Below are 13830 nucleotides of genomic sequence, written 5' to 3'. Positions count from 1 at the left end.
CACCGCATGTCGTCGATCGCTGAGCGCAGTCTGCTCGCCCTGTTTGCGTCCCTTGTCCTGTCTCTACAGTTGCCCATCGCCCTTGCCGATGACCTGCCCCCGGCCGCCCCCAGCGAGGACCCCGGCGCCATCCGCGTGCTGCTCAGCGCTGACCTGGAAACCACGCTTTCCAGCCAGATGAACGGCACCCTCGGCGAACTCAAGGCGTCCCTCGGCCAGCAGGTGGCGAAAGACGCCCTGCTGGCCCAGCTCAACTGCGAAGAGGCCCAGGCCCGTGCCAAAGTCGCCGCTGCCGAGCTGACCATGGCCCGGCAGAACCTCGATGCCAAACGCAACCTGCGCAAGCTGGATGCGGTAGGCGACCTGGAAGTGGCCATGGCCAACACCGAGGTCCAGAAGGCGGAAGGCGCCCGCTCCCTGGCCCAGGCCCAGAGCGGCTACTGTCGGGTACAGGCGCCCTTCTCCGGCCGCGTCGCCAAGGTACACGTGAAGCCTTACCAGACCGTGGCGGCCGGTACGCCACTGTTCGACCTGGTCAGCGACGGTGCCCTCAAGGTGCGCCTGAACGTGCCGTCGAGCCTGTTGCCGCAGCTCAAGCCCGGCCTGGCGCTGGAGGTCAGCATCCTGGAAACAGGGAAGTCCTATGGCGCCCACATCAGCGCCATCAACTCACGGGTCGACGCCGTGGCCCAGACCGTGGAACTGGAGGCGCGGCTCGACGCCGAGCACCCTGAACTGATCGCCGGCATGAGCGGCACCGCACGCTTCCCGCAAGCCCATGAATGACCGCCTGCCACACCCGCAGTTGCTGCTGGCGCTGGCCGCGCTGCGCGATCGCGCCCTCGCCGCCGACTCGCTCAACGCCCTGGCCTTCTCCATTGCCAACGATCCCTATGCGTTGCTGCGCTACCACCAGGCGCTGGTGCTCGCCCAGCGTGGCGCGGACCTGGAACTGCTCTGCGTTTCCGGCCTCGCCCGCCCCAGCGAAGATTCGCCCTACCTGGTCTGGCTGCGTCGCGCCAGCCGTTGGCTCAGCACCCAACTGCCCGACGCCCAGCCACGCTGGCTGGCCCGCGACACCGTGGAACCGCCCGAAGACATCGCCGAAGGCTGGGCCGAGTGGTGGCCATCCGGACTCTGGTGCATTCCCCTGCACGACCGGGAAGGAACGCGTCTGGGGTTAGTGCTGTTTCTCCTGGATGCGCCGCCGGCCGACTCCCTGGCGCCGCTGGCCGGTGGCCTCTGGCAGACCTGGGCCCATTGCTGGGCCGCCTTTACGACTCGGCGCCGCCTGTTCGGCTGGCGCCCGAGCAAGCGCCAGCTCCTGGCCGCGCTGGCGGTGGCCGCTGCGCTGATGCTGATACCGGTGCGGCAGACAGCACTGGCACCGGCCGAGATTGTCTCGCGCCAAGCGGAGGTCATCAGCTCCCCCATCGATGGGGTGATCGAGCGCATGCAGGTTCGGCCTAACCAGCCGGTGGAAGCCGGCACCCTGCTCTTCACCCTCGACGAAACCACCCTGAGAAGCCGCGCCGAAGTGCTCGGCAAGGAAGTGGCTGTGGCCGATGCGGAGTTGATGGCGGCCAGCCAGCGCGCGTTCGACAACCCGCAGAGCAAGAGCGAGCTGACCCTGCTCAACGGCCGCGCCCAGCAGCGTCGCGCCGAATTGGCGGCGGTACAGGCGCAGTTGCAGCGTACCCGTGTGCGCTCACCGCGCGCCGGCGTGGCGGTGTTCAGCGACCCCAACGACTGGCTGGGCAAACCGGTGGCGACCGGCGAGCGCATCCTCCAGGTGGCCGATCCCGCACAGCCGGCCATGTTGATCCAACTGCCAGTGGCTGACGCCATCGCCCTGGAACCGGGTGCCGAGGTCACCCTGTTCCTCACCGCCTACCCGCTCTCGCCGCTCAAGGGAGAGGTGCTGGAAACCAGCTACCAGGCCCGCGCCAATGAAGAAGGCGTAGTCGCCTACCGGTTGCTGGCCAGCGTCGAAGGTCAGCCGGAACATGCCCGCCTCGGCCTGCACGGCACCGCCAAGCTCTACGGCGAAAGGGTGGTGCTGGGCTACTACCTGCTGCGCCGGCCCTTTGCCGCGCTGCGTGCCTGGACCGGGCTGTGATCGTCGACGCGGCACAACTGCCGCTGCCGCCGTTGCGCGAGGATCTGCGACTGCTGGAGACCGCGCCCGGCAACGATGGCGAGCCCGCCTGGGTGATCCAGGACACGGTGGTCAATCGCTTCTATCGCATTGGCTGGCTGGAGTTCGAGTGCCTGCTGCGCTGGGAGCGGACCCCGCAGCAGATCTGCAGCGCCATCCAGGAGCAGACGCCGCTGCGCCCGGACGTGGAGCAGGTGCTGGAATTCCGTGAGTTCCTCGCCCAGCACCAGCTGTTGCGCCCGACGCCCGATGCCGCAGCCCGCATGGCTTCGCGCAGTGAAGGCAATGCCTGGCTCAACTGGAAATGGTGGCTGCACCACTATCTGTTCTTCCGCATCCCGCTGCTGCGCCCGCAGAGGCACCTGGAACGCCTGGCGAGCCATCTGGATTGGTTGTTCCGCCCGCTGACCGGGGTGCTGGTGGTGACCCTGGGGGTGATCGGCGTGCTGCTGGTCCTGCAGCAGTGGGACGCCTTCACCACGGCGGTGGTGGAATCCTTCTCCGCCTCCGGGCTGGTCAGCTTCGCCCTGGCACTGGCCCTGGCCAAGACCCTCCATGAACTCGGCCACGCCCTGGTGGCGACGCGCCTGGGGCTTCGCGTCGGGCACATGGGCATCGCCTTCGTCGTGCTCTGGCCAATGCTCTACACCGACACCGGCGAGAGCTGGAAGCTACGCAGCTCCCGGCAGCGTCTGGCCATCGCCTCGGCGGGCATCCTCACCGAACTGGCCCTGGCCGGCCTGGCGACCCTCGGCTGGGCCCTGTCCGATCCCGGCCCGTTGCGCAACGCCCTGCTCTACCTCGCCACCACCAGCTGGGTCCTGTCGCTGGCCTTGAACGCCAGCCCGTTCATGCGCTTCGACGGCTACTTCATCCTGTCCGACCTGCTGGACTTCCCCAACCTCCACGAACGTTCCTCGGCGCTGGCGCGGACCACCCTGCGGCGCGTTCTGCTAGGCCTGGACGAGGACTGGCCGGAAGCCTTCAGCCCCGGCAAGCGCCGCGCCCTGGTGGCCTTCGCCATGGTCACCTGGGTCTATCGACTGGTGCTATTCCTGGGTATTGCCGTCGCGGTTTACCTGCTTTTCTTCAAACTGCTCGGGATACTGCTGTTCGTCGTGGAAATCTCCTGGTTCATCCTCATGCCGATAGCGCGCGAACTGAAACACTGGTGGGCCAATCGAGCCGCCATCCGCAACAGTCGCCGGTACTTCTGGTGGAGCGCTCTGGCCGTGCTCCTGCTGCTCCTGGCAGTGCCCTGGCGCAGCCAGATCCACGCCCTTGGCGTGGCCCGTGCCGAACAGCAGTTGCGCGTCTTCGCGCCCTACCCCGCGCGCTTGCAGGCCATTCACGCAGCGGGGAACGTCGAGGCCGGAACGACCCTGGTCACGCTGGAGGAGCCGGACATCTCTTCGCGTGTGACCAGCAGCGAAGCCAGCGTGAAGAGCTACGAGGCGCGCCTGGGCGGACTGATCGCAGACCCCGGCGGCGCCGACCAGGCTCTTGCTACCCGCCAGCGCCTGCGCGTGCAGTTCGAAGAGGCCCGCGCCGCCCGTTCGGAAATCGCCCGGCTCAAACTCCAGGCGCCCTTCGCCGGCCGTTGGCTGGACCTCGACCCCGACTGGCGTGCCGGCCAATGGGTGCACAGCCGCGAGCCCATCGGCATGCTGGTGGACCCGAGCCGCTGGCAGGTGGATGCCTACGTCGACCAGGACGACGTACAGCGCCTGGTGCAAGGCAGTGCGGTTCAGTTCTATCCCGAAGGCCAGCCGACACCCATCGCGGGCAAGGTGGTCGCCATCGGCAGCACCCGCGTCAGCAAGCTGGAACACGCGATGCTCGCCTCCCGCTATGGCGGCCCCCTGACCGTGGCCAGCCAGAGCAAGGAACTGGTGCCGACACCGCCGCTGTTCCACGTGCTGGTGCAACTGGAAACCGCCCCGCACACCCTGCGCGAAACCCGTGGCCACCTGCAGATCGACGGCAACCGCCGCAGCCTCCTGGCCGAGGGCCTCACCCATGTGGCGGCGGTGTTGCTCAGGGAAAGCGGGTTCTAGGCGCGTGCTCGCTTCGTTGGGCTTCGCGTCGCTCAGCCACAACCTACGAATTCCGCTCCCTTCCTGTGGGGGCGAATTCATTCGCTAAGCGGGCCGCAGGCCCGCCGTGCTCAACAGGTTCAATTCCCCGCCGACACACCCCTATCGATCGCCATGTCCGCACCGGTGATCGAACGCGCGCCGGGCTGGCAGAGGAAGTAGGCCAGCTCAGCCACTTCTTCAGGCTGGATGAAGCAGGCCTGGTCGCCTTGCGGGTACTTCGCCAGCAGCTCGCGGTAATACCCTTCGGGGTCGCCCTGGCCGTAGTGTTCGGCCTGGAACTTCAGCATCGGCGTTTCGATATCGCCCGGCGACACGGCGTTGCAGCGCACGCCGAATGGCGCGAGGTCCAGGGCCAGGGTCTTGGTCAGCAGCGTCACTCCGCCCTTGCTGGCGCAGTAAGCCGCCGCATTGCGGTTGCCCTGACGGCCGGCATCGCTGGAGATGTTGACGATGGCGCCGGCAGTTTCCTTGAGCGACGGAATCGCGGCCGAGCACATGAAGAAGGTGGCTTTCAGGTTCACATCGAGGACCAGGTCGAAATCTTCCTCGCTGAAGGATTCCACCGGACCTTCCCGCCACACGCCAGCGGCATTGACCAGCGCGTCCAGCCGGCCAAAGGACGCCAGGGCCGCGGCAACCGCTGCGGTGCAGGTCGAGGGCTGGCGGATATCGCCGGCGAAGATCCCGCAGGCGGGATGCTCCGCGTGCAGCCGCGCCAGGCCCTCGGCCGAAAGGTCGGTAGCAAAGACCTGCCAGCCGCCCTGGATGAAGCGTTTGACCAAGGCACGGCCGACGCCGCCAGCCGCGCCGGTGACAAGGACCACGGAGGTGTTCATAGGCTGGGGCCTCCGGCTCAGGGCGCCTTGTTCTCGATCAGACAATTGCCGCCATCCACGACCAGCAGCTCCCCGGTGATGTAGCTGGCTTCCGGCGAAGCGAGGAACGCCACCGCCGCCGCAACCTCTTCTGGACGTCCTGCCCGGCCCATGGGAACGTAGCTGGCCGCATGGCGCTCCTCGTCCGTACTGGAACCGGTGCCGATCCAGCCCGGCGCAACGCAGTTGACGGTGATGCCCTGGCGCGCCACTTCCAGCGCGAGGCCCATGTTCATCCCGACCATGCCAGCCTTGGCAGCGCTGTACGCAGCCTCGCCCGGATTGCTGCCACGGGTGCCGGTTGTCGAGCTGATCTGCACGATGCGTCCATACCCCCGCGCCTGCATGCCCGGCAGCACGGCACGGGTCAGCAGGAAGGCGGTGGTCAAGTTGCGTGCAATGGAGAGATTCCAGGTGGCGAGGTCCATGCCGGCGACTTCGGCGAAGGGTTCGGGGCTGCCCTGCATGGCCATGCCGGCATTGTTCACCAGGATGTCGATGCGGCCCCCAGAGCGATTCGGCCCAGGTCGCCAGCTCGTGGACCTGGGATTCATCGGTGAGGTCCGCCGCCCGCCCTTCGGCCTCGACGCCTTCGGCGCGAAGTTCCGCCACCCGTTCGGCAATGCGTGCGCTGCTGGCCGTGACAATCAACCTCACCCCGGCAGCGCCGAGCCTGCGGGCAATAGCCATGCCGATTCCCGCTTCGCTGCCGGCCCCGCTGACCAGCGCGACCTGGCCCTGCCAATTCGTTTGGGTCATCTCACGCTCCTCATGCGGGTTTCATCGCTGGAGTAGAAATGCGAGCGGGACTACCCGCCCGGTGAGACAGCATCAAGACACGCCGTTGAGCGCCGCCGCTTCAGTTGTAGCAGTCGAATGAACGACCGGCGCAGCGGAAAATTGCAGGCAGGCGTCGGCGACCGGGCCCTTGCGCAGCAGCTTCACATCGCTGAAGTAATCCATGGACATCACCCAGGGCATGCCCGGTCCCTGGCGCGGCAGATTGGCCAGCACGCGCTGCACGTAACCGGCACCGAAATCCAGCAGCGGCCGGGTCGGCATGCCAGCCGGGGCCTGGGCTTCGCACACCTCCATGCCGCGCTCATCCATGTAGCCCAGCAGCCGGCAGAAGTGCTCGCAGAGCAGGCTCACCTTGAGTGTCCAGGAAGCGTTGGTATAACCCACTGCGAAGGCGAAGTTGGGGATGCCGGAAAGCATCATGCCCTTGTAGGCGACCGTCTCGTTCCAGGCGATGGGCTGGCCGTCGCGGGACAGTTGCACGCCACCGAATACCTGCACGTTGAGCCCAGTTGCGGTGATGACGATATCCGCCTCCAGCACGGTGCCGGACGCTAAGCGCACGCCCTGCTCGGTGAAAGTCTCGACGTGGTCGGTAACGATGGATGCCTTGCCGCTGCGCAGTGCCTTGAACAGGTCGCTATCAGGCACCACGCACAGGCGCTGGTCCCAAGGGTTGTAGGGCGGGTTGAAGTGCACGTCCACCGGATAGCCCTTGGGCAGCGCACGTCGATTGACGAAACGGATGATGCGCCGCGCGGCATTGGGAAAGCGCTGGCAGAAGCGCCACATGGCCAACGCCACCTTGGCGTTCTTGTAGCGGACGATGGAATAGGCCGTCTGCTCCGGGAGCAGCTTGCGCAGCAGCAGCGCGATGGGGTCCTTGGCCGGCAGCGGGATCACATAGCTGGGCGTACGTTGCAGCATGGTCACGTGGGCGGCCTTGTCGGCCATCGCCGGCACCAGGGTCACGGCGGTGGCGCCGCTGCCGATCACCACGACGCGCTTGCCGCTGTAATCCAGGTTTTCCGGCCAGTGCTGCGGATGGATCAGTTGCCCACGGAATCGCTCGACACCCTCGAAAGCCGGGGCGAAACCCTGGTCGTAGCGGTAGTAGCCGCCAGCGGAGAACAGCCAGCGGCTGCGCACGATGCTGCGCTGCCCTGAAGCAACGCCCTCCACCAGTACTTCCCAGCAGGCGCGTTCGCTGCGCCAGTCCGCCGCTACCACCTTCTGGCCATAGCGGATGTTCTGTTCGAGGCGATGCTCGGCCACGGTTTCGCGCAGGTAGCTCATGATCACGCTGGCGTCGGCGATCGCCTTCTCGTCCTTCCAGGGCTTGAACTCGAAACCGAAGGTGTAGAGGTCGGAGTCGGAACGGATGCCGGGGTAGCGGAACAGGTCCCAGGTCCCACCCAGGTCGTTGCGTGCTTCGAGTATCTGGAAGCGTTTGCTGGGTTGATCCCGCTTCAGGTAACAGGCGGCGCCGATACCGGACAGGCCGGCACCGACGATCAGCACATCGAGCAGTTCCTGCGAGGGGTTCGATTGGGCGGTCATGGCGGTTCCTTGTGCTTGTTGTCGGGACCACGCGTGGCAATGCCATGCTTGAGGCTAGAGCCGGACTATCGTTCCAACAAGCACCGATCGGCACCATCCAAAAGCATGGAATCGTGACGCTCGACCACCCACGAGACCGTTACTGGATAGCTGACGTCTTCGCCGGCGCACAGACAGTAGATGTAGGTGACAGGAATTCGATGCCGGTCAGCCACTCGTTGGCGAGGATCGACGAGAACATGCCGGACACCGGTTCGGAGCACGGATCGATGGCGAGGTGGAGGCGCCAGGAACTGCCTTCGGCCGATATCGACTGGAGGGTCCAGGCGACGCCGGGCAGGCACTGGCTGATGATCTGTTCGATGGCTGCGGCAGCCAGGGGGCGGGTGGAAATCATGACCGTCAGGCTCATGGCAGGCTCCGGGCATGGAAATCGGGGCCTGGGGCCACCCGTCACAGGACGGGCGACCCAGGCGATGGGCTAGCGCCGGCTATTGGCTGGCGACGGGGGGGTATCAGGCAACGACCGGAATCATCGGGTCGGCGGCAGCCAGTGCTGCAGCACGATCAGCCGCCGGCGGGTAGATCCACACGGAGTTGATCTGCTGCTTGATGGACTTGCCTTCCTGACGCTCGAACTTGATCTGACGATCCCAGCCTTCGGTGAACACTGCACCCCAGGCACCGAGATCCAGGCAGGTGACGTACTTGGGCTGGCTGTAGGGGATCGACGCCACGCCCAGCAGACTGGCCGCCACGTTGTTGCCGGCGGAGCGCCCCAGGGCGATCGCATGCTGGCAGGACATCAGCGCATGGTTGCCCTGGTCATCGCATGCCGCGCGGGCGACGTCGCCGGTGGCGAACACACCGTCATGTCCGTGTACCTGCAGGTTGGCGTCGACATGCAGGCGACCCTGGCCATCGCGTTCGGCCGGAACCTGCTCGGTCAGCGAGCTGGCGCGTACGCCAACGGTCCAGATGACAGTATCCGCCTCGATACGCTCACCACTGAACAGGGTCACGCCAGCGGCATCCACCGACGCCACGCCGCTGTTCAGGCGCCACTCGATACCCAGCTCAGTGGACGCCTCGACGATGGCCCCACGCGGACCTTCGCCCAGGGCGGCACCGATCTCAGTGCCGCGGTCGACGACGATCACCCGTACATCGGCCTCCTGACCCAGTACTGCACGCAGGCGGGCCGGCATTTCGGCGGCGGTCTCGATCCCGGTAAAGCCGCCACCGGCGACGACCACGGTGTTGCGGCGGGTGGAAGCGGGACGCTCGGCCAGGGACTGGATATGACGATCCAGGCGCACGGCCTCCTCCAGCTGGTCCACATCGAAGGCATGTTCGACGCCGGCCATCGCCGGGCGCACCACCTGGCTACCGGTGGCCAGAACCAGGCGATCGTAGCTCAGGTCGGCGAACTGGCCATCGACACCGCGATAGCCCACGCGTTTGCCTTCGACATCGATGCGCTCCGCGAAGCCCTTGATGAAGGTCACGCTCACCGCGTCGAACAGATCGCCCAGCGGCGCCACCATCTTGTGCACCTCGGGTTCATAGAAGCGCGGACGTACGCGCAGCTCGGCCTGGGGTGCGAGCACCACCACTTCGATGTCGTCACGGCCATGCTGGTCCAGCAGTCGAGTGGCGCTCAGTGCGCTCCACATACCACCGAAGCCGGCGCCGACGATCAGGATGCGTTGTTTCATGGGTTCTCTCCACAAGGCGAAAAGTCAGGTTAGTTCCGGGCGGATGCGCCCGACATCTGCATGCCGGGCTGTGAGGTCATCGCCCCTAACCACACCGGCTAACTGCGACTGTATTTATCGTAGTTATTTTCAGCAAGCATTTTTTCTTGCCGGCTCCGGCCGCTCGTCGCCATCATTCCCTCCAAGCCGCGACAAATATGGGCGTTAAGACTTCAATCCATTAGGATTGAGGCGCCTGAAGTGAAAGAAGGCTTCCCTTGGAAGCTGGAAACACGGGAAACGTAATAGAGAATGGCCGCCACACTGGCGACATTATTAGTCGGAGTTAAGCATGGCTTTGTACAGTGCGGGCGTGGAGTACGGCATCCATTGCCTCCTATACCTGGCAGACGAGAAAGGCGACGGCCGCGAAGCCAGCGTGCGCACCCTGGCCGAATTGCAGGGCGTGCCGCCGGAACTGCTGGCCAAGGTCTTCACCCGCCTGGCGCGGGCGGGCCTGGTAGCGGCGACGGAAGGCGTACGCGGCGGCTTCCGCCTGGCACGGCCGGCGGACCAGATCAGCGTGCTGGATATCGTTCGCGCCATCGATGGCGACAAGCAGATATTCGAATGCCGTGGCGTGCGCGAGCGCTGCGCGATCTTCGGAAGTGAATGCCCGGCGCCGAACTGGGCCGTCGCCGACCCCTGCTCCATCCACGCCGTGATGCAGCAGGCGCAGCAACGCATGGAAGAAGCCCTCGCCCAGCAGACCATTCTCGACCTCGTGCGCCGCGTCGCCCGCAAGGCCCCGCCCGAATTCGGCGAACAGATTCTGCGCTGGATGAACGAGCGTCACGACGGCAAGGTTGAGATCGGGCCGCTCTGAGGCCGCCCGACCAGATCGTAGGATGGGTAGAGGAACGAAACCCATCGCCTGGGAACGGAACCCCGCTGCGTTGGGCTTCGCTGCGCTCTGCCCAACCTACAGGAGATCGGCGCGAAACCTGTGGGGGCGATTTCAATCGCTGAGCGGACCGAAGGTTCGCCCTATGGTGGACAAGGGGGCAGCTGTGCTGCCCATAGCGAATGAATTCGCCCCCACAGGGAAAAGCGCGACAACGCTTTGTCACTGCTGCTTGCGCTTGCGGAACTCGGCCACCTTATGCCGGTTGCCGCACAGCGCCATGCTGCACCAGCGGCGCCGATGGGACTTGGTGCGGTCGTAGAACCAGAGCACGCAGTCCGGGTGCTCGCATTCGCGCACCAGGTTGAAGTCGCCTTCCACCAGCAGCTCCGCCGCCGCTTCGGCCAGGGGCGCCAGGTACTGCTCGGCAGTCGCCGTTCCCCACACTTTCTCCAGTCGCGGTGGTCCGCCTGCCGACCAGTCCAGTCGCGGGTGGCTGGGGGTCGCCAGGAAGCGATTGAGGACATCCGGCGAACCTTGGCCGCCCGCCTTGCGCTGCTCCACCAGCCCGCGCACCGCTTCACGCAGAGTCAGCGCCGCCTTCAGCAATTCGCCCCTGGCGAAGCGCACCGCTGGCAGGTCCCAGCCCGTGCGGGCCAGCCAGGCCTGGACATCCTCATCGCTGTGCCAGAACTCCAGGGGCGCGCCATCCATCGCGGCCAGAGTGTTGAGCATGTCCAGCACGGGGTGGTCAGCCAGTACGAAGGGTTCGAGGGGTGGCGAGGAAACGGCGGTGGTCACGATGGCGCTCCGGAGAAGTGATTAACGAAAGAGTAACCCCATAAACGGCGAATGAACAGTTACGACGAACGGCTTAAGTAACCTGTATTTATCTTATTGACAGGTTACATTGCGCGTTCATACTCAGCCCCAGAAGTAACCCTCAATATCACCTTTACAAGTTACGGAGTGATCGCCATGACCTCGCCCATCGTGCATACCCCGGTGCGCCACCAGTTCGTCGAAGCCGACGGTGTTCGTGTCTTCTACCGTGAAGCCGGCGACCCCGCCGCACCCACGTTGCTGCTGGTGCACGGCTATCCCAGCTCGTCACACCAGTTCCGTGACCTGATCCCCCTGCTGGCCGACAAGTTCCACATCGTCGCGCCGGACCTGCCGGGGTTTGGCTTCACTGAAGTCCCCGCAGAACGCGAATACCGTTACAGCTTCGATGCCCTGGCAGTCACCCTCGGGGCCTTCGTCGAGAAGATGGGCCTCGAACGCTACGCCCTCTATGTGTTCGACTACGGCGCCCCCACCGGCCTGCGCCTGGCCTTGGCTCATCCGGAACGGATCACGGGGTTGGTTTCGCAGAATGGCAATGCCTACCTGGAAGGTCTGGGTGATGCCTGGGAGCCGATCCGCGCCTACTGGGCCGAGCCGGGCAACCCGGAACGTCGCAAGGTGGTACACGATGCCGTGCTGAACCTGGCCGGCACGCGCTGGCAGTACGTGCATGGCGTGAAGGACGTGACGCTGGTGGCACCCGAGTCGTACTACCTGGATGCGCTGCTGCTGGAACGCCCCGGCAACAAGGACATCCAGCTCGACCTGTTCCTCGACTACGCCAACAACCTGAAGCTCTACCCGGCGTTCCAGGCCTTCTTCCGCGATACCCACTTGCCAACCCTGGTGATCTGGGGCGAGCACGATCCCTTCTTCATCCCGCCAGGCGCCGAGGCCTTCAAGCGCGATAACCCCAATGCAGTGGTGGGGTTGCTGGATACCGGGCACTTCGCCCTGGAAACCCATGTCGGCGAGATCGCCCAGCGGATACGTGAGGTGTTGGCGAACATTCCAGCCTGACCTTTTGACGCGGTCTGGCTTTTGTGTGGGGGCGAATTCATTCGCGAAGCAGGCCGAAGGCCTGCCAACCATGCCAGGGGCTGCTACGCAGCCCTCAGCGAATGAATTCGCCCCCACAGTAGTGCGGCCCCAAATTTTCGACCTTCGTCGCGGTTGACCTTCTAGACGATCAGTCTAAAATTCCCTTCCCATGACCGACACCCAACCCAAACCCCGTCGCGGCCGCCCGCCCAAGGTCGAGCGCGATTTCGACGATACCCGTGCCGCGCTGATTCGCTGCGGCATGGAAATCCTTACCGAGCAGGGTTTCATGTCCACCGGCATCGACGCGGTGCTCAAGCGCGTGGGCGTGCCCAAGGGCTCCTTCTATCACTACTTCGACAGCAAGGAAGCCTTCGGCCAGGCGGTGCTGGAGAGCTACGCCGGCTACTTCGCCCACAAGTTGAACCGCTACCTGCTACAGGACGACGTTTCCCCGCTGCAGCGCCTCTGCAACTTCGTCGAGGACGCCAAGGTCGGCATGGTCAAGCACCAGTTCTGCCGGGGCTGCCTGGTGGGCAACCTGGGCCAGGAAGTGGCCATCCTGCCGGAGGGTTTCCGGCTGGAACTGGAGGCCATCCTGTGCAGTTGGCAGGACCGCCTGGCCGCATGCCTGCGCGAAGCCTGCACTGCCGGCGAGCTGTCGACGAAGGCGGATTGCGATGGACTGGCGGCGTTCTTCTGGATCGGCTGGGAAGGCGCCGTATTGCGTGCCCGGCTGACGCGGGACAACGTTCCGCTGGATGTTTTCTTCAAAGGATTCCTGGCCGGTTTGCCGCGCTAGCCTATGAGCGCGCGCGGTTTTTCAGGCCCATTTATAGACGACTGGTCTAATTGGAGGTGTGAGCATGTTCAACGCAATCCTGATCGAGAAAGACGAGGCCGGTTACCGCGCCCGCAATACCCAGCTGGACGAGGCGCAACTGCCCGAAGGCGATGTGACGATCCGCGTGGACTACAGCACGCTGAACTACAAGGACGGCCTGGCCATTACCGGCAAGAACCCGGTGGTGCGGCAGTTCCCCATGGTGCCGGGCATCGACCTGGCCGGCACGGTGGAAGCCAGCAGCCACCCGGACTACAAGGCGGGCGACGCGGTGCTGCTCAACGGTTGGGGCGTGGGGGAGACCCATTGGGGTGGGCTGGCGCAGAAAGCGCGACTGAAAGGTGACTGGCTGATTCCGCTGCCCACCGCCTTCAGCTCCCGCCAGGCCATGGCCATCGGCACCGCCGGCTACACCGCCATGCTCTGCCTGCTGGCGCTGGAGCGCCACGGTCTGAAACCCGGCCAGGGCGATGTACTGGTCACCGGCGCCAACGGCGGCGTGGGCAGCTTCGCCATTGCCCTGCTCGCCCGCCTGGGCTACCGCGTTGTCGCAGCCACCGGGCGTACCCGTGAAGCGGACTATCTGAAGGGGCTGGGCGCCGCCGAGATCATCGACCGCAGCGAACTCTCCGAACCGGGCCGCCCGCTGGCCAAGGAACGCTGGGTCGCGGCCATCGACTCGGTGGGCAGCCATACCCTGGCCAACGTCTGCGCCGGCCTGCGCGCCGATGGCGCCGTTGCCGCGTGTGGCCTGGCCCAGGGCATGGATTTCCCCGCCAGCGTGGCGCCTTTCATCCTGCGCGGCGTGAGCCTGCTGGGGATCAACAGCGTCACCCGCCCGCGCGCCGAGCGCATCGAAGCCTGGGACCGCCTGGCACGGGACCTGGATATCACCCAACTGGACGCCATCACCCGCGAGATCGGCCTGGGTGATGCCATTGCCGTGGCCGGTGACCTGCTGGACGGCAAGGTACGCGGCCGCGTGGTGGTGAACGTCAACGCGTGATG

General features: G+C 65.6%; 12 protein-coding genes and 1 pseudogene. 7 read left to right on the top strand and 6 right to left on the bottom strand.

Translation table 11 applies throughout. The features are described 5' to 3' along the window. Nucleotides 1–6 precede the first annotated feature (6 nt). The 3 genes from E8E95_RS09965 to E8E95_RS09955 are packed head-to-tail and all read left to right on the top strand — an operon-like array spanning nt 7 to nt 4215. Nucleotides 7–786, top strand: coding sequence for an efflux RND transporter periplasmic adaptor subunit (locus tag E8E95_RS09965; RefSeq protein WP_280349679.1), 780 nt, complete (start codon nt 7–9; stop codon nt 784–786). Further along, the gene (locus E8E95_RS09960; protein WP_280349678.1) at nt 779–2119 is read left to right on the top strand and encodes an HlyD family efflux transporter periplasmic adaptor subunit; all 1341 of its coding nucleotides are present in this window, start codon (nt 779–781) and stop codon (nt 2117–2119) included. The genes E8E95_RS09965 and E8E95_RS09960 overlap by 8 nt, the downstream gene beginning before the upstream one ends. Further along, nucleotides 2119–4215 (top strand): HlyD family efflux transporter periplasmic adaptor subunit, encoded by a 2097-nt coding sequence (locus E8E95_RS09955; protein ID WP_280349708.1) that lies wholly within the window; start codon nt 2119–2121, stop codon nt 4213–4215. Before E8E95_RS09960 ends, E8E95_RS09955 begins: the two co-directional genes overlap by 1 nt. Before the next feature lie 119 nt (nt 4216–4334). On the opposite strand, the gene E8E95_RS09950 is transcribed toward E8E95_RS09955, so the two are convergent. From E8E95_RS09950 to E8E95_RS09930, 5 genes and pseudogenes are all read right to left on the bottom strand, one after another. Continuing rightward, nucleotides 4335–5093, bottom strand: coding sequence for an SDR family oxidoreductase (locus E8E95_RS09950; protein ID WP_280349677.1), 759 nt, complete (start codon nt 5091–5093; stop codon nt 4335–4337). 17 nt (nt 5094–5110) lie between these two features. Further along, nucleotides 5111–5891: pseudogene (locus E8E95_RS09945) on the bottom strand (SDR family NAD(P)-dependent oxidoreductase). A 72-nt stretch (nt 5892–5963) separates the two neighbouring features. Then, nucleotides 5964–7490 carry an NAD(P)/FAD-dependent oxidoreductase gene (locus tag E8E95_RS09940; RefSeq protein ID WP_280349676.1) on the bottom strand — a complete coding sequence of 509 codons (1527 nt, stop codon included), beginning with the start codon at nt 7488–7490 and terminating at the stop codon, nt 5964–5966. Nucleotides 7491–7629: 139 nt separating this feature from the next. Next, on the bottom strand, nt 7630–7902 hold the full coding sequence (locus E8E95_RS09935; RefSeq protein WP_280349675.1) for a hypothetical protein: 273 nt from the start codon (nt 7900–7902) through the stop codon (nt 7630–7632). Between the two features lie 103 nt (nt 7903–8005). Beyond that, complete coding sequence (locus tag E8E95_RS09930; protein WP_280349674.1) at nt 8006–9208, bottom strand: NAD(P)/FAD-dependent oxidoreductase; 1203 nt, start codon at nt 9206–9208, stop codon at nt 8006–8008. Between the two features lie 331 nt (nt 9209–9539). Here E8E95_RS09930 and E8E95_RS09925 point away from each other — a divergent pair, with 331 nt between their 5' ends. Further along, entirely contained in the window at nt 9540–10073 is a 534-nt protein-coding gene (locus E8E95_RS09925) for an Rrf2 family transcriptional regulator (RefSeq protein WP_077527252.1), read from the top strand. A gap of 240 nt (nt 10074–10313) precedes the next feature. On the opposite strand, the gene E8E95_RS09920 is transcribed toward E8E95_RS09925, so the two are convergent. Further along, the gene (locus E8E95_RS09920) at nt 10314–10892 is read right to left on the bottom strand and encodes an ABATE domain-containing protein (RefSeq protein WP_280349673.1); all 579 of its coding nucleotides are present in this window, start codon (nt 10890–10892) and stop codon (nt 10314–10316) included. A 177-nt stretch (nt 10893–11069) separates the two neighbouring features. On the opposite strand from E8E95_RS09920, the gene E8E95_RS09915 reads away from it, so the two are divergent. The 3 genes from E8E95_RS09915 to E8E95_RS09905 all read left to right on the top strand — a co-directional run bounded on the left by E8E95_RS09915 (nt 11070) and on the right by E8E95_RS09905 (nt 13828). Then, complete coding sequence (locus E8E95_RS09915) at nt 11070–11957, top strand: alpha/beta hydrolase (RefSeq protein ID WP_280349672.1); 888 nt, start codon at nt 11070–11072, stop codon at nt 11955–11957. A gap of 190 nt (nt 11958–12147) precedes the next feature. Then, nucleotides 12148–12780 carry a TetR/AcrR family transcriptional regulator gene (locus tag E8E95_RS09910; protein ID WP_280349671.1) on the top strand — a complete coding sequence of 211 codons (633 nt, stop codon included), beginning with the start codon at nt 12148–12150 and terminating at the stop codon, nt 12778–12780. Between the two features lie 64 nt (nt 12781–12844). Then, a complete protein-coding gene (locus E8E95_RS09905) occupies nt 12845–13828 on the top strand; it encodes an MDR family oxidoreductase (protein WP_280349670.1) in 984 nt (327 codons plus the stop codon). The last annotated feature ends 2 nt before the right edge of the window (nt 13829–13830 follow it).

The organism is Pseudomonas sp. BN414 (genome assembly GCF_029871275.1).
GTDB lineage: Bacteria > Pseudomonadota > Gammaproteobacteria > Pseudomonadales > Pseudomonadaceae > Metapseudomonas > Metapseudomonas resinovorans_C.
This window is presented reverse-complemented; position numbering and strand designations above follow the sequence as displayed.

Bases quoted from the DNA above. Each gene is read 5' to 3' on its own strand.
- E8E95_RS09965 (WP_280349679.1), top strand. From the start codon at position 7: ATGTCGTCGATCGCTGAGCGCAGTCTGCTCGCCCTGTTTGCGTCCCTT.
- E8E95_RS09960 (WP_280349678.1), top strand. From the start codon at position 779: ATGAATGACCGCCTGCCACACCCGCAGTTGCTGCTGGCGCTGGCCGCG.
- E8E95_RS09950 (WP_280349677.1), bottom strand. From the start codon at position 5,093: ATGAACACCTCCGTGGTCCTTGTCACCGGCGCGGCTGGCGGCGTCGGC.
- E8E95_RS09940 (WP_280349676.1), bottom strand. From the start codon at position 7,490: ATGACCGCCCAATCGAACCCCTCGCAGGAACTGCTCGATGTGCTGATC.
- E8E95_RS09935 (WP_280349675.1), bottom strand. From the start codon at position 7,902: ATGAGCCTGACGGTCATGATTTCCACCCGCCCCCTGGCTGCCGCAGCC.
- E8E95_RS09930 (WP_280349674.1), bottom strand. From the start codon at position 9,208: ATGAAACAACGCATCCTGATCGTCGGCGCCGGCTTCGGTGGTATGTGG.
- E8E95_RS09925 (WP_077527252.1), top strand. From the start codon at position 9,540: ATGGCTTTGTACAGTGCGGGCGTGGAGTACGGCATCCATTGCCTCCTA.
- E8E95_RS09915 (WP_280349672.1), top strand. From the start codon at position 11,070: ATGACCTCGCCCATCGTGCATACCCCGGTGCGCCACCAGTTCGTCGAA.
- E8E95_RS09910 (WP_280349671.1), top strand. From the start codon at position 12,148: ATGACCGACACCCAACCCAAACCCCGTCGCGGCCGCCCGCCCAAGGTC.
- E8E95_RS09905 (WP_280349670.1), top strand. From the start codon at position 12,845: ATGTTCAACGCAATCCTGATCGAGAAAGACGAGGCCGGTTACCGCGCC.